This window comes from Clostridium estertheticum (assembly GCF_018861295.1).
In the GTDB taxonomy this organism is placed as follows: Bacteria; Bacillota; Clostridia; order Clostridiales; family Clostridiaceae; genus Clostridium_AD; species Clostridium_AD estertheticum_D.
In genome coordinates, this window is record NZ_JAHLDM010000027.1 from 1 (window position 1) to 21,681 (window position 21,681).

General features: G+C 31.1%; 19 protein-coding genes. 4 read left to right on the forward strand and 15 right to left on the reverse strand.

Annotation, left to right across the window (positions count from 1 at the left end):
• Together KPL54_RS20620 and KPL54_RS20625 are read right to left on the reverse strand one after the other, a co-directional pair.
• The coding region (locus tag KPL54_RS20620; RefSeq protein ID WP_216108420.1) for a contractile injection system protein, VgrG/Pvc8 family at nt 1-742 on the reverse strand (742 nt) is incomplete at its 3' end.
• The gene (locus KPL54_RS20625; RefSeq protein WP_216108421.1) at nt 742-1,341 is read right to left on the reverse strand and encodes a hypothetical protein; all 600 of its coding nucleotides are present in this window, start codon (nt 1,339-1,341) and stop codon (nt 742-744) included. The genes KPL54_RS20620 and KPL54_RS20625, both read right to left, overlap by 1 nt.
• A gap of 551 nt (nt 1,342-1,892) precedes the next feature.
• On the opposite strand from KPL54_RS20625, the gene KPL54_RS20630 reads away from it, so the two are divergent.
• Genes KPL54_RS20630 through KPL54_RS20640 form a run of 3 tightly spaced genes read left to right on the forward strand, consistent with a single transcriptional unit; the run spans nt 1,893 to nt 3,789 of the window.
• Nucleotides 1,893-2,273 carry a GntR family transcriptional regulator gene (locus KPL54_RS20630; RefSeq protein WP_216108422.1) on the forward strand — a complete coding sequence of 127 codons (381 nt, stop codon included), beginning with the start codon at nt 1,893-1,895 and terminating at the stop codon, nt 2,271-2,273.
• Nucleotides 2,270-3,130, forward strand: coding sequence for an ABC transporter ATP-binding protein (locus tag KPL54_RS20635; RefSeq protein ID WP_216108423.1), 861 nt, complete (start codon nt 2,270-2,272; stop codon nt 3,128-3,130). Before KPL54_RS20630 ends, KPL54_RS20635 begins: the two co-directional genes overlap by 4 nt.
• The gene (locus tag KPL54_RS20640) at nt 3,130-3,789 is read left to right on the forward strand and encodes an ABC-2 transporter permease (RefSeq protein ID WP_216108424.1); all 660 of its coding nucleotides are present in this window, start codon (nt 3,130-3,132) and stop codon (nt 3,787-3,789) included. Before KPL54_RS20635 ends, KPL54_RS20640 begins: the two co-directional genes overlap by 1 nt.
• Nucleotides 3,790-4,006: 217 nt before the next feature.
• Here KPL54_RS20640 and KPL54_RS20645 read toward each other — a convergent pair whose 3' ends face one another.
• The 11 genes from KPL54_RS20645 to KPL54_RS26230 form a co-directional block, all read right to left on the reverse strand.
• Nucleotides 4,007-4,753, reverse strand: coding sequence for a class I SAM-dependent methyltransferase (locus tag KPL54_RS20645; RefSeq protein ID WP_216108425.1), 747 nt, complete (start codon nt 4,751-4,753; stop codon nt 4,007-4,009).
• 203 nt (nt 4,754-4,956) lie between these two features.
• On the reverse strand, nt 4,957-6,195 hold the full coding sequence (gene clpX / locus KPL54_RS20650) for an ATP-dependent Clp protease ATP-binding subunit ClpX (protein WP_216108426.1): 1,239 nt from the start codon (nt 6,193-6,195) through the stop codon (nt 4,957-4,959).
• Between the two features lie 618 nt (nt 6,196-6,813).
• The gene (locus KPL54_RS20655; RefSeq protein WP_216108427.1) at nt 6,814-8,328 is read right to left on the reverse strand and encodes a 4Fe-4S dicluster domain-containing protein; all 1,515 of its coding nucleotides are present in this window, start codon (nt 8,326-8,328) and stop codon (nt 6,814-6,816) included.
• 308 nt (nt 8,329-8,636) lie between these two features.
• Entirely contained in the window at nt 8,637-9,047 is a 411-nt protein-coding gene (locus KPL54_RS20660) for a peptide deformylase (RefSeq protein WP_216108428.1), read from the reverse strand.
• 126 nt (nt 9,048-9,173) lie between these two features.
• Entirely contained in the window at nt 9,174-9,377 is a 204-nt protein-coding gene (locus KPL54_RS20665; protein WP_216108429.1) for a hypothetical protein, read from the reverse strand.
• Nucleotides 9,378-9,753: 376 nt separating this feature from the next.
• Nucleotides 9,754-10,770 carry a sensor histidine kinase gene (locus KPL54_RS20670; protein WP_253203650.1) on the reverse strand — a complete coding sequence of 339 codons (1,017 nt, stop codon included), beginning with the start codon at nt 10,768-10,770 and terminating at the stop codon, nt 9,754-9,756.
• A 2-nt stretch (nt 10,771-10,772) separates the two neighbouring features.
• Nucleotides 10,773-11,447, reverse strand: a complete 675-nt coding sequence (locus KPL54_RS20675; RefSeq protein ID WP_216108430.1) for a response regulator transcription factor — start codon at nt 11,445-11,447, stop codon at nt 10,773-10,775.
• 66 nt (nt 11,448-11,513) lie between these two features.
• The gene (locus KPL54_RS20680) at nt 11,514-14,021 is read right to left on the reverse strand and encodes an ABC transporter permease (protein WP_216108431.1); all 2,508 of its coding nucleotides are present in this window, start codon (nt 14,019-14,021) and stop codon (nt 11,514-11,516) included.
• On the reverse strand, nt 14,021-14,701 hold the full coding sequence (locus KPL54_RS20685) for an ABC transporter ATP-binding protein (protein ID WP_216108432.1): 681 nt from the start codon (nt 14,699-14,701) through the stop codon (nt 14,021-14,023). Before KPL54_RS20685 ends, KPL54_RS20680 begins: the two co-directional genes overlap by 1 nt.
• 295 nt (nt 14,702-14,996) lie before the next feature.
• The gene (locus tag KPL54_RS20690; RefSeq protein ID WP_216108433.1) at nt 14,997-15,407 is read right to left on the reverse strand and encodes a peptide deformylase; all 411 of its coding nucleotides are present in this window, start codon (nt 15,405-15,407) and stop codon (nt 14,997-14,999) included.
• 382 nt (nt 15,408-15,789) lie between these two features.
• Complete coding sequence (locus KPL54_RS26230; protein WP_253203652.1) at nt 15,790-16,968, reverse strand: hypothetical protein; 1,179 nt, start codon at nt 16,966-16,968, stop codon at nt 15,790-15,792.
• Nucleotides 16,969-17,667: 699 nt separating this feature from the next.
• On the opposite strand from KPL54_RS26230, the gene KPL54_RS20700 reads away from it, so the two are divergent.
• Complete coding sequence (locus KPL54_RS20700; protein ID WP_216108434.1) at nt 17,668-18,558, forward strand: AraC family transcriptional regulator; 891 nt, start codon at nt 17,668-17,670, stop codon at nt 18,556-18,558.
• Between the two features lie 58 nt (nt 18,559-18,616).
• Here the strand turns inward: KPL54_RS20700 and KPL54_RS20705 are convergent, their stop codons facing one another.
• On the reverse strand, nt 18,617-20,830 hold the full coding sequence (locus tag KPL54_RS20705) for an alpha-galactosidase (protein ID WP_216108435.1): 2,214 nt from the start codon (nt 20,828-20,830) through the stop codon (nt 18,617-18,619).
• A 19-nt stretch (nt 20,831-20,849) separates the two neighbouring features.
• Entirely contained in the window at nt 20,850-21,680 is an 831-nt protein-coding gene (locus KPL54_RS20710; RefSeq protein WP_216108436.1) for a carbohydrate ABC transporter permease, read from the reverse strand.
• Nucleotide 21,681 lies beyond the last annotated feature (1 nt).

The following is a 21,681-nucleotide window of genomic DNA, read 5'->3' on the forward strand; positions in this document are numbered from 1 at the left end:
CTTTAAAGTTTACTAAATTGTATAAATACATTACTTTATACGTTATTACCTCATAACTTATTAAATTGATCTCGTTTAAACCATTAATTCCGTTTTCTGACTTAAGCCTATATTCTTGTAATGCTTTTTTTATTGAATAATTGTATTTATCAACTTCATATGTTGTGTAACATCCTGAATTTCCTATTGAATACTTTATATCTTTTAATTGACATTCTGATACTACTGGCACATTAAAATGTGAAGATAACCTTTTTATAAATTCCCAATCTGTTTCTTTATATTGAACTATTAACTTATCTATTTTAGTCCCATTCGTAATACTGTCTAATATGTTGATGTTATTATATTCACCATTCACAATATTAAAGATTTCTCCATAACTAGAGTTTTTATCTTGAAATGTTCTACTTTTTTTCTTGATATCCATCAAAAAAGTTCTGCTTAACGCCTCTATTTCTAAGGTTCTTACATCTTTATTTGCATTAACTTGAATATTCGTAACTACCCCTTGGAACACATCAGTAACAGAATCTTTATCATCCTTAAGTGATATTGTAATACTAGACTTTTCATCTGATGTTTCAACATATTTATCAATATTTTCTTCATCAATAATTCCACTTATATAAAGTTTTGCATGCTCATTTAGATCCCTAGTTACCTTTAGTTTTAATATTTTTTGGAATTCATAAGGTGCAATTAAGATATCTCCCTGTGTATACATGTATTCCTCACTCATTAATTCTCATCTCCCTTCTCCCCTTCTACTACCTTTAAATTATTTATTACTTGAAAAGCGACATCTCTCCAATCATTATATTTTTTATAGGGACAACTGAAAGTTCCCATTAAAGTCTTTTCCTTAAATTCCAAAAAGAACATTAAATTATATAAGAAATCATCTATTACTGAGCTCTTAAATTCAAAGAATCCTATGTTCTTAGACTCAACTTCTAAAACCCCATCCTCATAAAATACATTAGATGGATTACTTTTCTTTATAATCATCTTCATTCCATCTTTAAGTTCTTCAACACGTTCTTCATCTAATGGACTATCAATAATGTTGAGTGTTATAGCTATACTTCCTTCTTCATTACTCTTTATTATTTCTGGACGACTTTCCGATGGATATTTAAATTTTCTTACATCAAGTGGCATATCCTCAAAATCCTTTGGAATATATATTTTCAATTTTTCATCAAAAAAATCTTTTTCTTCGAATTCGTAATATCTATTTCCAATTTTTATAGGTCCACTACAAATATCTTTTTTTGCTTGTTTTTTTTCTGATTCATTTATAAAATCTAAAATTTTCTCATCGATTCTTTTATCCATATTTTCTACATTCCTCCTATTCTTATATAAAAATGAAGCTTTGCCTATTTCATAAATGTTTTTAGGTACATGTAAAGTTTATAAGCACTCATATATTCTAATTTATAACTAGTTCCCCAAAATAAAACATATTATACCTTCCATTATATCATAATATATACCTTAATTTTACTCATTTGTAATCCTTTTTAAAAAGTTCCATTTCTCCCATCCTTTCATAGCAAATTTCTTTTTAATGCATCTCTCGTTGTTCTAAATAAACTATGAATACATTTTAAAGCCAATTTTTCATTGATCATGGGGATACCTCATATATGCTTACGGAGCAACAGTTTAAACTTCATGACGTTGACTTCGCTGTAATTCAAGTAATTGGGCCTACTAATAATGATCCTGTTTCAATTAAATATCGATGGATTAAATAAAAATGTGTTTTTATTGTCATCCTTAATTTTTAAAGCTGCAATTACATGTTGACAAAAATAGTGTCTTAAGTGTATAGTGTGTATTAAACAGATACACACTAATTTTTGGGAAGGTGATAAGGTGACATGAAGATTCTAATTTCTAATATATCTAATATACCCCTATACCAACAAATAAAAGATCAACTAAAAGATATTATTTTTAAAGGTGAGATGTCTGAGGGTGATGCACTTCCATCTATCAGAAATTTTGCCACTGATTTGAAAGTAAGCGTTCTTACTATTCGTCGTGTATACAATGAATTAGAACAAGAGGGTTTTATTACAAGTCAGGTAGGCATTGGCACTTTTATTTCTGCAGGTAATTTAGAACTACTTCGGGACTCTAAACGGCGTATTGTTGAACAAAAAATGCAGGACTTAATTGTAGCAGCAAAGACGTTGAAAATTTCTAAAGAGGAATTAAACGCAATGATGGATATTCTATATGAGGAGGATGAACAATGAGCAATGTATTAGAAGTATCAGTTTTAAATAAATCTTATGGGGATTTTGCCCTTAATGATGTTAGTTTCTCTTTACAGGAAGAGTGTATTACAGGGTTTATCGGCATCAATGGGGCTGGTAAAACAACCACTATAAGGACCATTCTTAATCTTGTAATGAGAAATTCCGGTACTGTCAAATTCTTTGGAAAGGATATGGATAAGCACGAGCATGAATTAAAAAATCGTATTGGAGTTGTATTGGATGGAAATTGCTTTTATGACGAATTGTCAATGAAAGAGATGAAAAGCATTATCGCACCGGCATATTCTAGTTGGAATGAACGAGATTATAAAACCTATATGGAACGTTTTTCGCTAAATCCGCGCCAGAAGATTTCAACACTTTCAAAAGGTATGAGTATGAAGTTCGCATTAACTTTGGCACTTTCTCATCAGGCAGACTTACTTATTATGGACGAACCTACTAGTGGACTTGATCCCTTAATCCGTAGCCAGCTTATGAATATCTTAACGGATTATATGAAACAAGGTGGCAAAAGCGTTTTCTTTTCAACGCACATCACTTCAGATCTTGATAAAATTGCTGATATTATAATTCTTATTAATAATGGCAAAATTTTGTTTGATAAAGAGAAGGATACATTGATGGATACCCATAGATTAGTAAGAGGTGATAACAAAGATTTGACTGTTGACACAAGAAAACTATTCTTAAATATTCAAGAATCAAGATTTGGATTTACTGGTATCACAAATAAATTATCTCAAGTTCAAAATAGCATGAAAGACATATTGATTGAAAGGCCTAATATAGAAGATATTATGCTTGGTTATGTAGAAGGAGGGGGAAAATAATGTTGTTTCATCTTGTTAAAAAAGACTTTTTACTTATAAAAAAATATTTGCTACTTTTGGTAGCTTTACCATTCATTGTGACATTTCTTATAATGATACAAGCATCCCACATGACACAAGAACCCCAAATTTTAGGGCTTATTGTTTTTGTGTTATCAGTAACTTTTACGGTGTTTATGTTGTATCAATATGTTTTGATGGCAGAAATGAAATACCCTAAAGCCGAAGCTCTGCTATGTTCTACGCCATACTCTCGCAGTATTCTTGTAAAAGCCAGATATGTTTTTCTCCTATTACTATTTGCTTATTGCTGTGTGGCATACAATGTATTAGCACTACTATTTGCCAAAATTGAGTATCTTACTCCATTCAGCTACATTATTACTCTATTACTTTCAGTAATCCTATTTGGCGTATATACACCTGTACAATATAAATTAGGCTTTGAAAAAACAAAGTATTTCTTCATGATAGTAATCATGGGATCGCCATTTTTAATAACTTTATTACTAAAATTCAATATTAAACTCGATTTTATGGGATTCTCTACTATGCCTATTTTTGTCCAATACCTGCTACTGATTGTGGCTATAATTGCTGTTCTCTTTATTTCTATAAATGTATCCATAAAAATTTACTCAAAGAAAGAATTACTATAACTACTTTATTACTTATTCATTTTGAGAAAGGAGTCATACCTATGCAAGATTTACAACCAATAGCAATAACATTATGTGTGCTGTTTCCCTTTGTGTATTTAACTTATAAGCACTTTAAAGATAATCCAAAAAAATAAACTATATCTTTAAATAGAAATAGAAATTGAAATGGCATTAGCTAATGCTAATGCCACAATCAAAACCTATATATTATTTTTCATTGCATTTTTACAGCTTTAATTAATAAAAAATTTGGTTTATGGATATCTTTTTCCATATTCGGTATAAGCTCTAAATCTTCCTCGTCTGGTAATGGTTCAAGCATTTTTTCAATTTTAAAGCCCGTTTCAATTAGAGTGTTTATAATTTCAGAAAATGGTCTATGATATTTTATTACACCTTCAACAAACCATTTCACACTACGTTCACCACTTTCCATATAGTCAGAAAGATTATAAAACAAAGGTTTTTTATTTTCATCTAATGTCCATATTGGCCCTTGTTTTGGAGCTGTGGTAAGCGGATGCTCTTGTGAATAAATAAGCAAGCCATTATCTTTTAGTAAATAATTTATGTCTCTAAGTAATTTGCTAAAAGATTTAACATAATGAAAAGCAAGGGAACTATAAACTATATCAAACTTATCCTCTATTGTGCTTATATCATTCATATCAAGATGAATATATTCAATATTTTCAAAGGCATTATCAACTTTTGCAATTGATAGCATTTTTTCTGAGATATCAACACCTACAACCCTGGCAGCGCCCCTATTTAAGAAATTAACACAGTTCTCTCCAAAACCACAACCTAAATCAAGTACAGTTTTTCCGACCATATCAGGGAGCAAACTTTGCATTGCAGGTTTTTCCTGAATATTGTTGTAATTAATTTTGTTATCTCGAAGCTTCTTGTATCCTTCAAAGAAAATTTCGTTATCATATATATTTTGAACATTAGACATAAAATCCACTCCTCTAAAAGTATTAAATAAGATTTAGTAACCTATAAATATATTATATACCATAAATTTACATTGTACAATTTACAAAATGCCGTAAGTATATCTATAAAAAAATAAGTTTACAATCATTTTAATTTAATGATTATAAACTTATTTTATTGAGCATCTATCCTAAACAAATATTTAATATATTACTTTGAAGCTTATAATACCTCACCTGCTACTTCTGATTCTACTTTAACTTCTATATCAGCTATTATAGGTAAATCTTTATTTATCTTAGCATAAACACTAAGTATATAGTCTTTGTCTATATAGTAATCTTTAGTGTCTTCGGAAGGAGCATCATATCTTAAATCTCTTAAAACTCTTGAAACAATACTAACTAATCCTCTGGCACCCATCTTTTCTTCAATAGCTATATCCGCAATTGCTTCAAAGCAATTATTGTTAAACTCAAGATTTTTACCCAAATAAGCAAATATCTTTCTATACTGTTCAAATACACTAGTATCAAGTTTAAGTACTTCAATAAGATTATCTCTTGATAATGGATCTAAATTTGATAATACTTGAAATCTACCAAGTAACTCTGGAATTAATCCAAACTCCTGCAAATCTTTTTTAATTATGTTTGATCTAAGATACTTTGTATATTCATAATCTTTTTCATAATTCTTTACAGTTGATTCTACATTGTCAGTTACATTAAAACCTAATTTCCTTACAATTCCTGGCTTAGTAAACTGTTTCAACCTATTATTTGGACTGAATTTAAGACGATTTTCGACAATAGTTTCAATACCATCAAAAGATCCACCTGCAATAAATAAAATATTAGTTGTATTTATCTCAATCATTTTACTTGTAGGGTTCTTACGACCTCCACCTTCAGGTACTCTAACAATACTACCTTCAACCATCTTAAGTAAACCTTGCTGAACTCCTTCGCCGGATACATCTCTTGTAATAGTCATTGTCTCACCTTTTTTGGCTATTTTATCAAGTTCATCAATAAATATAATTCCTTTTTGGGCAAGTTCAATATCACCCTCTGCCCTTACTAAAAGTGAGTATATCATGCTCTCAATATCATCACCAACATATCCAGCCTCGGTCAAACTTGTAGCGTCACCAATAACAAATGGTACTTGGGCAATATCTGATAATTTTTTGGCTAGTAACGTTTTTCCAGTACCTGTTGGTCCAGTTAGTAATATATTATGCTTTTCTAAATCTATACCAGTTGCAATCCTTATCATATGATTATGTAATTCTATAGATAACTCTATTTTAGCCCCTTCTTGGCCTATTATAGACTGATCTAATAGTTCTTTTATCATTTTTGGTGTGATTGTTATCCTTGTTTCTTCTGATGTTATATTTCCGTAAACTGCCTCTTTTTGCTGTGGTTTTATTGCTATACTACGTTTATTTAACATTTAATACACCATCCTTTTAAATTTACACTGCCTTTTAAACTTTTTATTTTTTCTAAAGCTACTTTTCATCACTTTCATAGTATTCAAATATTTAGCAAGTGATTGAGTATTTTTCCTATTCTGTATATGACTTGTGGCAAATAAAACACGTTTAACTTCTTCGCTTATAGGACATCTAACATCAATTCTATTTATATAGCTTTTAATAAGTTTAACATACACTAATAAGAAAGACTTAAATATGTAGCTAATATAATAAAATTGTATTCTATCTAGACAGCATTTACAATTAAAATAGTCTTTAAATAGAAAAAAGAACATATTTTATGCTTTAATTGAATATCTCTTTACATAATATTCTTATGTTAAATATTTGAATTTATATTAATATTCTATATAATTGAATAATGACCTGCTTATATTAAAAGTTGAAGCAAAGTTTAGTTAAAATGCAACTACTATTATTATTAAATGGAAAATATTTTTTCTATGCGAGACAACGCAAATAAAAAGGCATATCTAAGAATTTTCTTAAATATGCCTTTATTCCATCAATTGCTGCTACAAATGTTTATTCTCAATGGCACAAAAATAAATAAATAACAATATTCTATATTCTTACTCTAGATTTTTTTCATCTAACAAGTAAATCTTATCAGCATATTTTGACTCATCTGAAATCTTCAGCTCAGAATTTTTAGTCGCTTGTTTAACCTGACCACCAGCTATGTTAGGTTTGACAATACACCCAGCTCCAGCCACGCAGCCACCCGGACACGCCATTCCTTCAAGGAGATATCCATCATACTTTCCTTTTGCGGCATCATTACACATCTCTCTGCATTCTCTCAGCCCATTCGCAGCTTTAATCTTCACTTCTCGCCCTGGATGTTCTTTTGTTATCAAATCAGCTACAGCCTTAGCAACTCCACCTGCAACCGCAAAGCCTCTTCCTGAACCAGTTGCTTCATTACTCAAGCTCATATCTGTACCAATTATTCCTACTTCTTTGGCTTCTAACATTCCAGATAACTCCTCATATGTAATTACAAAATCAACTTCACTCTTTACGCTTTTTCTTGAAGCTTCTAGTTTTTTAGCGCTACATGGTCCAACAAAAACAATCTTTGCATCTTTATGTTTTTCTCTCACAAATCGAGCAGCAAAAACCATTGGAGTCAAAGTCATTGAAATATTTTGTGCATGCTGCGGATATAATTTTTTAGCCATAACAGACCAAGCAGGGCAGCATGAAGTACCCATGAATGAAAGTTTTTCAGGTACATTTTCTATAAAATCGTTTGCCTCCTCAATCGTACAAATATCTGCACCAATCGCAACTTCAACAACATCTTTAAATCCAATTGTAATCATCGCTTTTTTAAAATCATTAAATCCAACATTTCTACCAAACTGCCCCACATATGATGGAGCTACAATTGCAATTACTTCTTTCTTTTGATTAATCGCCTGAATCAGTTGAAATATTTGACTTTTATCAGATATTGCTCCAAAAGGACAATTTACCAAACACATTCCACAGCTAACACATTTATCATAATCTATTGATGCTCTGCCATACTCATCCGTATATATTGCATCCACTCCACATGCCTTGGCACAAGGTCGCTCATGTTTTATTATTGCTGAATATGGACACGCTTTAGCACATAAACCACACTTTATACATTTTTCCTGATCAATAACACTTTTCCCATTAACTATACTAACTGCACCTTTAGGACAGACTTCTACACAAGGGTGTGCTAGGCAGCCGCGGCACATATTTGTAACCTCATAACTATTTGTTGGGCAAGAATTACAAGCAAATTTTATAATATTTACAAGTGGCGGTTCATAATACTTTGAAGGTTTTGTTGCCTCTTCTAACCCTTCTGTAATTGCTCTTGATTTATCATTTAGTCTTAGATTTAATCCCATTGCCAAACGGATTCGCTCACTAACTATTGCTCTTTCAAGAAATGTACTTTCTCTATACTTACCCACATCTCCAGTAATAATCTCATATGGAATATTTCCCATTTCTTTTAAATTGTCTTCAAAAGCCATCTTACTTACGGCCGTAAAAACTTTGTGTCTAATACTAGCTAGTGTTTTATATTCGTATTTCATTATAACTCCTTTTTTGCTTTAATATTTATAAAAACTATATATATATTCTTCGATAGAATATCATATAGCAACAATTTAGTCAATTTTGTTTGTGCATTTATTTCAATTTTACTGAGTTAATTTTTTATTTGAATTTTGATTGATAAATGATAATGAGAGTAATCATCATTTGAATCTCTGTACAGAGATATGATAAATAAATTTCCTGTTATATAAATCATTCCAAACTAAAAAACCACGAAAATCTATTTTTTGATTTTCGTAGTAGAGCATCGAGCTGAGGATAAATCACAGCTCTCTTACCTTTTCTATATGACTATACCATCACAATGGTCTACTTCATGTTGAATAATTTGAGCGATCCATCCTGAGTATTTTCCCCTTCGCTTCTTAAATTCGGAATCAAAATACTCTACTTCAATCTCTTTGAATCTATTAGTTTTTCTAACACCTATAAGTGAAAGGCATCCTTCTTCTGTTTCATATTGACCCGATTTATTTACTATCACAGGGTTAATCATCGCAGCGTTCATATCGCCCATACTGATAACAATAATTCTTTTTTTGACACCAATCATATTAGCTGCCATTCCTACACATCCTTCTTTATTTGCTTTAAGCGTATCAAGCAAATCCTGTATCACCTGAACATCTGCTTTTGTAGCAGGTTCTGATTTTTGATTAAGAAAGAATATGTCTTTCATAATTGATCTAACCATATGTTATACTCCTTTATATTTATCTTTTTTATTATATCACATTTAATTGTATCTTCTTTTATCATTTTACCTATATTCCAGTATAACGATACAAGTTCATATTTTACAGAATACTATCCCCTTTCCTTATAACATTATAAAATAAAAACCGTATTTAAATAAAGTAATATTAGTTTTAAAATGCTGAAGACCATTAAGCGCAGCCATTACGATGGCTGAATTTATTACAAATGTCACCACGCAAAAGGTAACAGATTTTTTTCTTGTAAGCATTGTGTGATTCAATAATGTATTCAAAAGAGCAATAGTTATTTCAAATAGTAAATCCATAAGCGCCCTTCCTTCCATTTTCTTACTTTAGTTGATCACTTTTGTTTTCTTCAATTATTTTTTACGTTTCTCATGTACCTAAATTAGCTCACCTGCTTCATATTTACTTTCATGCTAACATTATAATCAATTTTGGTATTAAAATATATACTACTAAACATTTAATAATTATCTGATACTAGGTGACAATTCTTATTGTACTTCAATTAAAGATGGAAAAAGCTCTAAGCAAAAAAAAGCTGAAGATATGATTTTAAATGGTCTAGATATTCAAGTAATACCTGAAACTACATTTTATCAAATATTAAAGAACGAATAAATTGGGAGGGTATAAGCTTGAGTTTAGAAAATGTAATAAAAGATATTTTTCAAGACATCATTTAGGTAAAAATATAGAAAATTTTGACCCATCATTATTTGAATTCACCTTAATATATCCTCCATGCTGCATTATGATTTCTCTACTTAAATAAAGTCCAATTCCTATACCTTCAGCATCTCCTATATTTCTACCTCTGTAGAACCTTGAAAATATCTTAGGAAACTCATCCTCATTTATTCCTATTCCATTATCTTCTATATCAACCCTGCAAAAGACCTCATAGGTTTTAATTGTAATATCAATTCTTCCACCATCTTTTGTATATTTAACTCCATTTTCTAAGATATTGAATATTGCTTCTGATAACCAATTTTTATCATGATTAATAATAATTTTATCTACTTCATTTAAGCCAATAAGTATATGTTTATTTCTAGCTTTTTTCTGAACTTCGCATAAAGCTAATAAAACTGTTTCGTTTAATGAATCTTTTTCTAATTTCAATCCAATAACTCCACTTTCAAGCCTTGACATTTTTATCATACTTTCAACTAAAAATGTTAGCTTATTTAATGAAAATAAAACTATAGTATTAAACTCTTTTCTTTCGTCTTCTTTTAAATTATCATCCTGTAAAAACTCACTATACATTTTTATATTGCTTAATGGAGTTTTTAGTTGATGGGCAATATCTGAAATCAAAGATTTTATTTCATTTTTTTCTTCTTCTATTTCCTTATTTTGAGATATTAATAAATTAGTTAATTTTGTAGTTTGGCTTTGTAGTTTTGAAAAAATTGTATCTTCCGTTGTTAAAAAAACTTCTTCACTTTCCATATGACTAATTGTTTCTAGCATATCTGAAAGCTCTTCTAAAATAGATGTCATGTAGTTTTTAAATAATATATCATAAAGAAAAATAAAGCTTATTATTCCTAAAGAAAATATTGCTGTTATAATTGTTATCTGTATATTTAATGTTTTAAAATAAATTGTTGTATTAAATAAGAAACAAAATAATATAATAGAAGTTTTATAAATTAACATTTTCAAGTTATAGTTTGTCTTCATCACTACTCCCCAAAGGTATATCCAATACCAAACACTGTAATTATATATTCTGGTTTTTTAGAATCCTTTTCTATCTTTTTTCTAAGTCTTCTTATATTAACACTTAAAGTATTTTCGTCTACAAAATTACCGTTACTATCCCATACCTTATCTAAAAGCCTATCCTTTGTAATTACCTTACCTTTATTTTTAGCTAGTATTTCTAATAACTTATATTCAGTAACTGTTAAGTTAACTTCTTTGCCTTCTATTGTTACTAATATTCTATCAAAATCTATTATTAAATTATTGCAATCAAACTTATTTTTATTTGCTGGCTTATTTCTCTTTAAAATAGCATTTATTTTATACTTTAAGACTTCAATAGAAAATGGTTTTGCTAAATAATCATCTGCTCCAACTTCAAAGCCTTTCACCGTATCCTCTTCTGTATCATTTGCTGTAAAGAAAACTATAGGAAAATCTATTTTTTCTCTAATTTCTTTGCAAAAATCAAGTCCATTTCCATCAGGAAGATTTATATCTAAAAGAAGAAAATCTATTTTACTATTTAGCATTTCGTTCTTTCCTTCTAGTATTGAATATGCTGAAATAACCTCATACCCTTCTTTTTTAAGAGCAAATGCAACTCCCTTATTAAGATTTTTATCATCTTCAACAATTAATATCCTACTCACTTTACCACCCCTGTATTTATTATACCCAAAAGTGGCATATTTTCAATAACATGCCACTAAGTAAGGTTATTCTATTCCTCTAATTCTTTCCGTTACACTCTTCTTTGTAGAATTAGTAAATAAAATAGCTGGTGTAATTAAACATACTATAAAAATAACTATTATTACTGATATTATTTCTATTGCTGGGACGGTAGATACAGCATAGTCTGCAATTTCTCTGGTTAAAGTCCCAACTCCATAAATAACAGCCATTCCTACTGTTAATATTAAGATAGTAGTTATTCCTGCATAATAAAGCCCCTCAAAGGTAAGCATCTTCTTGATTTGCTTTTTAGTCATTCCAATGCTCTCCATAATTGCAAGCTCTTTTAATCTTACATTTACTCCTGTTATCATTATATTTATGAAATTGAGTATTCCAATTAATATTAGTATTATGGAAATACCTCCACCTAAAACACTCATTACTAATTGAGATTTATTGAACTCTTCTGTTTTTTCACTTTTTGATTCAAACCAGAGGCCACGTTCACTACTCATTTTCTTTAATTCCATATTTATTTTCGGTTCATACTTTTTCTCTCCATCAATATATAAAATATAATTATTTGTAGCCTCATCAAGCTTTTCTAAAGCTGATGTACTCATATAAATAGTTGGAAGTCCAAGAGATGCTGGTAATCCTGGAGGTAAGAACTCTGTGTTATCTTTGAAAATTTGAACTGGATAGGTTTCTTCTTTTCCAGTCTTAGTATTTTTAATAGTTAAGTCACCCTTAATATTTTTATAGTTATCTCCATACGACCAAGATTCGATTAATATTAGTTCTCCTTTTTTAAAAGCTTCAATATCAAATTTTTCTTTAGCTTCCTTATGAATTCTTTCTATTAAATTATCATCTATTCCAATAATAGAACTAGAAAGTAAGCTTGGATTCTTTTTAGTAGATTTTAAAAATCCCTTTAATTGTGCTTCTGATTGACCAAGTCTTTTATAGACTTCATTAAATGCTGGTAATAATACGTCATCATTCATTTCTAATTGTAAAAAGGATGTCTTTGTTCCATAGACTGTATTTACACCTTTAACAGATTTTATTTTTTCTATAAAAGTATCATCTATCTTCCCTTTTTCAGCCTTTATATTTTGTATTGTAAAATCCTGTTTAACATATTTGTTTATATAATTTTCTACCTTCACACTACCTAAAAAGGTACTTACACTTAGAAATGTTATAATCCCCATAAATAATGATAAGAACACTATTATAGCCCTTTTCTTTTCTCTAAAAATGTTATACCAAGCCATTTTATATAGTTTCCCACCATTAGTAGTTTTTCTCTCCTTCTTCTTTTTAATATTAGCTCCTGTATATCTAAGTGCCTCTGCTTCCGATATATTACCTGCTATTTTAGCTGGTTTTCTGCAACTTAATATAACTGTTAATAAAGAAAATAAAGCTGCTGCTAAAAATATAAAAGGATTAAATGAAACATCGGTTGGCATTGCTCCTGCCTCTGCTCCCGAAAATAATATTCTCATTGCCATTGGAACAATTCCAAAAGAAACTATTGCTCCTAAAACAAGACCTATTGGAATTCCCATTAAAGAAAGCCTTAAAGCTTGCCCTTTCACTATTTTTTTAATTTGTTTAGGTGATGCTCCTATAGTTTTTAGTAAGCCATAGAAATTTATGTCCTTATTAACAGCTATATATAAAACGTTGTAAATAAGAAGATATCCACTAAGAACTATAAATAATACTATCATTATAGCAACTCCAGCTGTTGCAATTGCTGTGTCCGATAAACTATCTGTTATATCATAATTAAAAGAAAACTCTTGCTGACCAATTAATTTAACTTCTTTTCCTAATATTTTTGGTGCTGCATCTTTACTGCTTTCTTTTAAAGTAATAAGCAGGTTTCCATCTTTTTCTAAAGATAGTCCATTTTCCTTTATAAAATTTTCTGAAACCAATAAGTAACCAGTATCTTGAACTATGTCATAAGTTGTATATATTCCACTTAATATAAATTCTTTATTTACTACTTTTCCATCTATTTGGGCTGGAACTTCTATTTTATCCCCTATCTTAGCATCACTTTTCCCTAAAAACTCTAAGGCCTTTCTTGATGCCATAACCTCACTTTCTTCTGTTGGATATTTACCTTTAATATTGCTTATAGCTGGTTTGCTTTGCTTTTCAAAATTATCTAAACTGCTATTCTTTATAATAATCTTTGTTCTGTTTTTAGTTAAACTATCTAAGTCAACTCTTCCAGCACTAATTTCATAGCCAATATCTGTAGCTAAATCTAAATCTTTAATTTTATTTATTTGAGTCTCAGTTGGTTTTCCTAAAGCTACACTAGCTGTGGTTCCTTGGATTCTTAAATTCATAGTTTTATAATTCTTAATAAAACTAATACCTATACTAAATACAGAGGAAATCATAAATGTTGTTAGAATAATTGCAAGTATTGCAAATATATTTCTAATTTTATTAGTTTTTAAAGAACGGTTAGTTATTCTTTTAATAACTTCCTTATTATTATTTTCAAACTTCATTATTTTTCACCACCTATAACTGTAACCTTTCCATCTTCGATTCTTATTATCTTATCTGCAAGCTGAGCTATTTCTTCATTGTGAGTAATCATAACCATAGTTTGATTGAATTTTTTACTAGTTGTTTTTAATAAACCTATTACATCCATACTAGTTTTACTATCTAGATTTCCCGTTGGTTCATCTGCTAAAATCAAACTAGGTTTTGTAGCTAATGCCCTTGCTATTGCTACTCTTTGTTGTTGACCTCCTGAAAGATTATTAGGCATACTATTTAGCTTTTCTTTTAAGCCTAAAGTGTTAATTACTGAATCAACATACTCTTTATCTACCTTGACTCCATCTAGCTCTATTGGTAAAACTATATTTTCATAAACATTTAATATAGGAACAAGGTTATAGTTTTGAAATATAAATCCTATATTTCTTCTTCTAAAAATAGTTAGTTCTTCATCATTCATATTGCCAATATTTTTATTTGATATAATTGTTTCTCCACTAGTTGGCTTGTCAAGTCCACCTAACATATTTAAAAGAGTTGATTTTCCACTTCCTGAAGTACCTATTATGGCAACAAACTCCCCTTCGTTTACTTCAATGCTAACATTATCTAAGGCCTTAACTATAGTTGGCTCTTGACCGTATAATTTCACTAATTTTTCCGTTTTTAAAATACTCATATCTTCACCCCAAAATTTATTTTATTTGCTATACTTTATATTTTACCAATAACTTCTTACAATCTTCTGACATAACTAAAGCAAAAAATATAACCGCCTGTAAGCAGCTATTTAAGCACCCTAAAGACGGTCGTTGATATGTATGTGTGTTACATGCTAAGCTTTTCTAACTATATCACTGTTCATTGAGAGATCTATATTATACAGTACTAAAAGTAAAATGTTTTTATCTTCAATCATAATCATTTTCTTTAATTGCTGTGATTCCACCTTGAACAGCTCTCTTACCTTTTTTCTATATGACTATACCATCACAATGGTCTACTTCATGTTGAATAATTTGAGCAATCCATCCTGAGTATTTTCCCCTTCGCTTCTTAAATTCCGAATCAAAATACTCTACTTCTATCTCTTTGAATCTATTAGTTTTTCTAACACCTATAAGTGAAAGACATCCTTCTTCTGTCTCATATTGACCCGATTTATTCACTATCACAGGGTTAATCATCGGAACGTTTATATCTCCCATACTGATCACAATAATTCTTTTTTTGACACCAATCATATTAGCTGCCATTCCTACACAGCCTTCTTTATTTGCTTTAAGCGTATCAAGCAAATCCTGTATCACCTGAACATCTGCTTTTGTAGCAAGTCCTGATTTTTGATTAAGAAAGAATATGTCTTTCATAATTGATCTAACCATATGTTATGCTCCTTTAATATTTTCATTTTATTATGTTCTGTTCTAAACATTCATTCCTTATAACGAAGTCCATCGCTAACGATAGATATCAATTTATTGAATCGGCTGATATCCAGATCACCTTTGCGTTGATCTATAGCCTGCAGAAGGCCCATCATAAGAGTAATAATATCATTTATACCTATTCTTCACGTACTGCCTTGGATTGCTGTGCCTTGGCAAGAAGATTGGCAATGCCTACCCCTGCTTTGTGTGCAATTTCACCAATTGGATAAACAAATGATGTTCCATATTCGAATATTTTAAAAAAGAGGTTGTAGCAAAACCTAAGTTTTGTTACAACCCCCTAGAGTACCACCTTAAATTCAATTGTGCCCGAGCATTAATCAATGACAATTCTATCAATATCAGGTGCATATGTCGCGGAACCATTGTCTAATTTTATGATATTATTCCCGGCATTCAAGTTAACATTCGTTGTTACCGAAGCTACACTTGTCCAATCGCCAGTGCCGGTACATGGAACCCCTGAAAATGTGCCACTGTTCGGAGTCACATATATAATACGTGTATCCGATGAAACATAGTAAATGGTCATCGAATGAGTACCTGCAGTTGCAACATTGACATTATTTATTACTACTGTTCCGTTGCTCGTTCCAGTTCCACCCAGATATCCAACACATTTTCCGCCTGAACAAGCATTTACACTTTGTATATTCGCTCCATTGGAAAGCGTTCCATTTTCAGCTTCATAGCTTGTACTGATGCCACTACCTGAAGCCGGAGTAATGTATATACGGTATCCAGAACTAGCATTACATCCTGTCATTGCTACGGTAATCTGACCGTTAGATACGGCGTAGTTTGAGGTTGATACTGTGGTTGTTCTTCTACATACAGTATCCTTGCTTGTCCAGTCAACCTTTTCAACCCTAACCGATGCAGTAGATCCGATAAAAGAAGGTATATTTTTGATTGTTGTATTTACAGTACCACTATTCGATCCACCCAAAACACAGCTTATATATTTGGCACCCGAATCCACGCAAGCAGCACCATCTATATTTGCACTTGCATCATTTGGAACTGAGACACTGACCATGTTGCCCGTCATCGAGCCATACCAATTCATAAAATACCAGCCTGCACCCTTTGCAGTATCAGTTGCAAGAAGGCTTCCCAATCTTTGATAAGCTGTGAACCACCAAGTTATACATGCACTGTCTACCTTATAACGCTCGAATTTCCCAATAAATTCCCCAAGCGATCCAGGTTGCCCTTCAAGGTTATGGTCAGCATCACAGTACTCGTTTATGCTAATAGGCAATGCGCTTATTCCAATAGAAGTTTCCAATGCCCTATAGTCTTTCAAATTATTTGCTACAGACCCGATTCCACTAAGCTCATGCCAGCTAATTATATCGGGAATACAGTTGTTTGATTTACAATAGCTCAAAAACGTACTCATCCTATTATGATTGTAATAACTATAGCAAGGACCTACAATTTTATAACCGGAAGCATTTGTACGGATAGCACTGTAAGTTTGCTTCCACAATGTGCTATTGAATTCTCCATTGCTGCTATTCCATGTGCCATCAGGTTCGTTCCATGGTTCAATCCCATAATAATTGGAGTAACCGGATGCTTTCATGTCGGTTATAAAAGAATTCACCTGGCTGAGCCAGCTTGTCATACCTGGCCATGTGTATGGCCACCCTGGTAACATATCCGCCAAATCAACAGAAACCTTGGCGCCAGGAACTGAGCTAAGCCTTCCCGCAACAGGTATTGCAGCACCAAATGGATGCTGGTTGCCAGAGCCCCCCCGAGCCGGATTCCTCATTACATATGGATGAATCGGAGTTATGAGACCCGCAACATCAGCTGGTTTGGTTTCAGTCATTCCATAAAGTGAACCGCTTGCGCAATGAGTTACACCCCTTAACGTACTTCCGCAATCTACAGTTATGGCGTCTGCCGCAAATACTGGTGTCAAATGGAAAACATTTGCAAGTGTAATTGAAAAAACCAATAACATCGTACAATATTTTTTAGAATTTCTTTTCAACATTATTACGCCTCCTAAAATTCAAAATATAACCTCAGTCATTACTAATCTGTATCTTCAACAAAAATTAGTAATTAAATAATATATACAAGTAGTTGTTCTAACATTATTAATAACTGGGCAACCAGTCATCTTTATATGTTATAATTATTAATATATAAATAATTATAATTGGGGGTAAATCTTATGAACCCAAAATACACCAATTCAGCGAGATATAGGTGTCTTGAATATTTAAAAAAACAATCTGTTGATTTATATTTAAGTTATTGTGGAATAGAGGAATGTGACCCTGGTCATTCATATGGTCCTACTATACGTACAGAGTATCTACTCCATTATATTTTAAAGGGAAAAGGAATTTATAATGTTGATAGTAAAACCTATAATTTATCCAACCATCAATCTTTTATTATATATCCCAATGAAATAACCTACTATGAAGCAGACAAAGAAGACCCATGGACTTATATTTGGATAGGTTTTAACGGTATTAAAGCTGAAACTTGCCTAAACTATGCATCCCTTAATAAAGAAAATCGAGTATCTAAATTTGATTGTGAAGATATTTTACTAGAGTGCATTAATGGTATTCTGAATGCAAGTAAATTAACATATGCAAACGATTTAAAGAGAGAAAGTTACCTATCTATGTTTCTCTCAGCAATAATTCAAGAAAAGCATGACTGCATAACGCAATTAGAAGACATCCATGATTACCCCTACCAAGTATATGTAGAACATGCACTAGAATTCATTGACCACAATTATCAAAAGAATATTAAGATTAACGATATCGCTAACTATATTGGCATTAGTAGAAGTTATCTAACCAATATTTTTAAAAAGAATATTAATTTGTCGCCTCAAGAGTATTTGATAAAATATCGTTTTGATAGGGCATGCAGTTTATTGAAAACTACCACCCTTCCAGTAAGTACCGTTGCATCTCAAGTTGGTTATGATGCAACGGTACTTACCTTTTCAAAAGTATTTAAAAAGTTTTACACAGTTAGTCATACAACTTATCGTACTCAACATGAATTAATTAGTTATTCTAATACTAAAGGAAACTAAAAAGAGTTGTCGTAAACCTTTTATCAAATTTTACGACAACTCTTTTTAAAACTACTTTTTAATCTATTTGTGTTAAATTATATAATACGGAGGAAAAATCCATACCCTTGGCACAAAATTCTTTCTCGTCTATAATAATCCCTATGTTCATCAATTCATCTCCATGATATATTCTATTTCCATCCCCATTGATTATATATCTTTTATTGTCATCTAATCCAACTAATTTAAATCTTCTAAAAGCTTCATTAGCCGAATTTAACACATTATAGTATGCAGCTATAGCTTCTCTCTTATCTTTTGAAACGACAATCCAGGTTGTAATATTTTCTTCAAAGGGACTAGAAATACGATAGAATACACCCTTACTGATTAACTCTCTATTAGCCTTGTAATATTCAACCTGTTCTCTCACTTTTGCTTTTTCTCTATCAGACAAAAGACTTAAATCGAGTTCATATCCAAATGCACTAAAATATGCAACATTTGCTCTTGTTTCAATAGGTGTAACTCTGCCTACCTGCTGATTAGGAACTGATGTTACATGTGCTCCCATGCAGGCAATTGGATAAACATATGATGTACCGTATTGAATCTTTAACCGTTCTACTGCATCTGAATTATCACTAGTCCAAGTCTGAGGTGCATAGTACAGCATTCCGGGATCAAATCTTCCACCACCACTAGAGCATGACTCAAATAAAATATACGGAAATTTAGAAATCAAGCGTTCATATAAATTATACACTCCTAGGATATATTTATGAAATACCTTCCCTTGAAACTCCGCATTCTCTGCTGAAGAATAACATTCTGTAATATAGCGATTCATATCCCATTTTATATATGATATCTTTGCCTCGCTTAAGATTTTTTCCATTAAACTATATATATAATCCACCACTTCATTTCTAGAAAAATCTAGTACATACTGATTTCTAGAAGGAGAACTTCTTCTTCCTGGAGTTGCTATAATCCAATCATTATGTGCCTTATATAAATCACTATCCTTATTAACCATTTCTGGTTCAAACCAAAGACCGAATTTCATTCCCATTCCTTCAACTTTATTTGCTAACCCTATAATACCGTCAGGTAATTTTTTGAAATTTTTAACATACCAATCCCCTAAACCGCATTTGTCATTATCTCGGTTACCAAACCATCCATCATCTAATACAAATAACTCCATACCTAAATCTTTTCCAGCCTTTGCAATTTTCAAAACTTTTTTCTCAGTAAACTCCATTTCTGTAGCTTCCCAGTTATTAATTAGTATTGGCCTTACTTTATATCTCCACTCACCTCTAACTAATCTTGTTCTATACAATTCATGATAAGTTTGGCTCATTTTATTCATACCACAATTTGAATACACCATTACCACTTCCGGTGTCTGGAACACTTCTCCTTCACTTAATGGCCATTCAAAGGTGTCAGGATGAATTCCTATAATCACCCTTGTCATATCATGGGTACTTACTTCTATTTGTTCTAAATGGTTTCCACTATAGACCAAACTAAATCCATACACTTCACCATTAAATTCATCAACATTTGTTCTCTTTAAAGCAATAAATGGATTATGTTCCGAGCTACTTGCACCTGCCATGCTATAAATTGCCTGAGTTCCTTGTTCTAGCTTTCTAATTTTGACATGCCTTTCTCTACCCCAAGCACCAGCTAAATGAATCATTTCGAATTTGCTATCTGGAAAATCTACACATACACTCATTGCTCTATTAAGTATAATAGTGCTCTTACCTTTATGAATAAACTTAACATTCCTTGCTATTACCGGTAACTCCTTATAAATAGTATAGCTAAGTACTAATTCAGTATCTATTAACGAGTCATATAATGTAATTTCAAGGGTCTCTGCTTCATTATCATCTTCTACATATGTAGCTGGTAGCCCTTCTAATTTCCTTTTTCCCTTAAAAATTTTATGAGATTTAAATTCAAAATTTGTTATTTTGCTTCCATTTTCTTGCTTGATTTCAAAAGCGGGATATCTAAAATCTGTAGTCCCATATGATGGATATTCTTGCTTTGTATATTGAAGCGAAAGCTCATAATTATCTTCAAATATATAGGCTGCTAAAGATCTCAGTTTTCCCTCCAATAGATAGGAAAAAGAATCTCTATCATGTACCTTCTTTCCATAATATAAATTTCCTAATTGATTATTGTCTAAAATTTTAATAATATAACTTATTTCTTCATTATATATATGAAATTCCTTTGATCCTTCATGAAAAATAATAGCCATAATGTCCTCCTCCATATAATTATAGTTTTCCACCAGATGTAGATATACCCTCAATAAATTGCTTTTGGAATATGGAATAAATCAATAGCATTGGCCATATGGCAAGTACTGAAGCTGCCATTAGTTGTGGATAATTAACTGAATATCCACTCTGTATTTTAGCTAAAGCTGATGATAATGTAGCCGCATTTGAGTCTGAATTTATAATCATTGGCCACATTAAATCTTTAAATGCAAATAATGCTGTAAAAATACTTAGTGCTATTAATCCTGATTTTACTAATGGAAGCATTATTTTAATGAAAATTTGACCAATATTGCATCCATCTAATATTGCCGCTTCTTCCAATTCTTTTGGAAGTCCAGCGAAGAATTGTCTTAATAAAAATGTCCCAAAGGCACTAACTAATCCAGGAAATGCTAATGCAAATACGGTGTTTCTCATTCCAAGCTTATCAATCATTAAAAATTGTGGAATAATGAATATCTGAGTTGGTACCATCATCTGGAATAATACTAAACCAAACAAGAAATTTTTTCCGGGAAATTTAAGTCTTGCGAAAGCATATGCGGCCATTGCACTAAATGTAACAGAACAAACGACTCTTACAAACATCATTGCAAATGTATTATAATACAGACTTAGAAAATTATTTTGCTTAATTACTTCAATATAATTTTTAATTTTCCACTTTCCTGGGAAAATAATAAAAGGATTCATGGAGGTGGATTCAGTTACTGATTTAAATGATGTAAGTATCATCCAAATAAATGGCAAAATCATTATACATGCACCTATTATTAACACACTATGAACAAGTATCATTTTCGATCTTCTTTTAGTTTCCATT

Coding starts and splice junctions, on each gene's coding strand:
- KPL54_RS20625 (WP_216108421.1), bottom strand. CDS start 1,341: ATGGATAAAAGAATCGATGAGAAAATTTTAGATTTTATAAATGAATCA.
- KPL54_RS20630 (WP_216108422.1), top strand. CDS start 1,893: ATGAAGATTCTAATTTCTAATATATCTAATATACCCCTATACCAACAA.
- KPL54_RS20635 (WP_216108423.1), top strand. CDS start 2,270: ATGAGCAATGTATTAGAAGTATCAGTTTTAAATAAATCTTATGGGGAT.
- KPL54_RS20640 (WP_216108424.1), top strand. CDS start 3,130: ATGTTGTTTCATCTTGTTAAAAAAGACTTTTTACTTATAAAAAAATAT.
- KPL54_RS20645 (WP_216108425.1), bottom strand. CDS start 4,753: ATGTCTAATGTTCAAAATATATATGATAACGAAATTTTCTTTGAAGGA.
- clpX (WP_216108426.1), bottom strand. CDS start 6,195: ATGTTAAATAAACGTAGTATAGCAATAAAACCACAGCAAAAAGAGGCA.
- KPL54_RS20655 (WP_216108427.1), bottom strand. CDS start 8,328: ATGAAATACGAATATAAAACACTAGCTAGTATTAGACACAAAGTTTTT.
- KPL54_RS20660 (WP_216108428.1), bottom strand. CDS start 9,047: ATGGTTAGATCAATTATGAAAGACATATTCTTTCTTAATCAAAAATCA.
- KPL54_RS20665 (WP_216108429.1), bottom strand. CDS start 9,377: ATGGATTTACTATTTGAAATAACTATTGCTCTTTTGAATACATTATTG.
- KPL54_RS20670 (WP_253203650.1), bottom strand. CDS start 10,770: ATGAAGACAAACTATAACTTGAAAATGTTAATTTATAAAACTTCTATT.
- KPL54_RS20680 (WP_216108431.1), bottom strand. CDS start 14,021: ATGAAGTTTGAAAATAATAATAAGGAAGTTATTAAAAGAATAACTAAC.
- KPL54_RS20685 (WP_216108432.1), bottom strand. CDS start 14,701: ATGAGTATTTTAAAAACGGAAAAATTAGTGAAATTATACGGTCAAGAG.
- KPL54_RS20690 (WP_216108433.1), bottom strand. CDS start 15,407: ATGGTTAGATCAATTATGAAAGACATATTCTTTCTTAATCAAAAATCA.
- KPL54_RS20700 (WP_216108434.1), top strand. CDS start 17,668: ATGAACCCAAAATACACCAATTCAGCGAGATATAGGTGTCTTGAATAT.
- KPL54_RS20705 (WP_216108435.1), bottom strand. CDS start 20,830: ATGGCTATTATTTTTCATGAAGGATCAAAGGAATTTCATATATATAAT.
- KPL54_RS20710 (WP_216108436.1), bottom strand. CDS start 21,680: ATGGAAACTAAAAGAAGATCGAAAATGATACTTGTTCATAGTGTGTTA.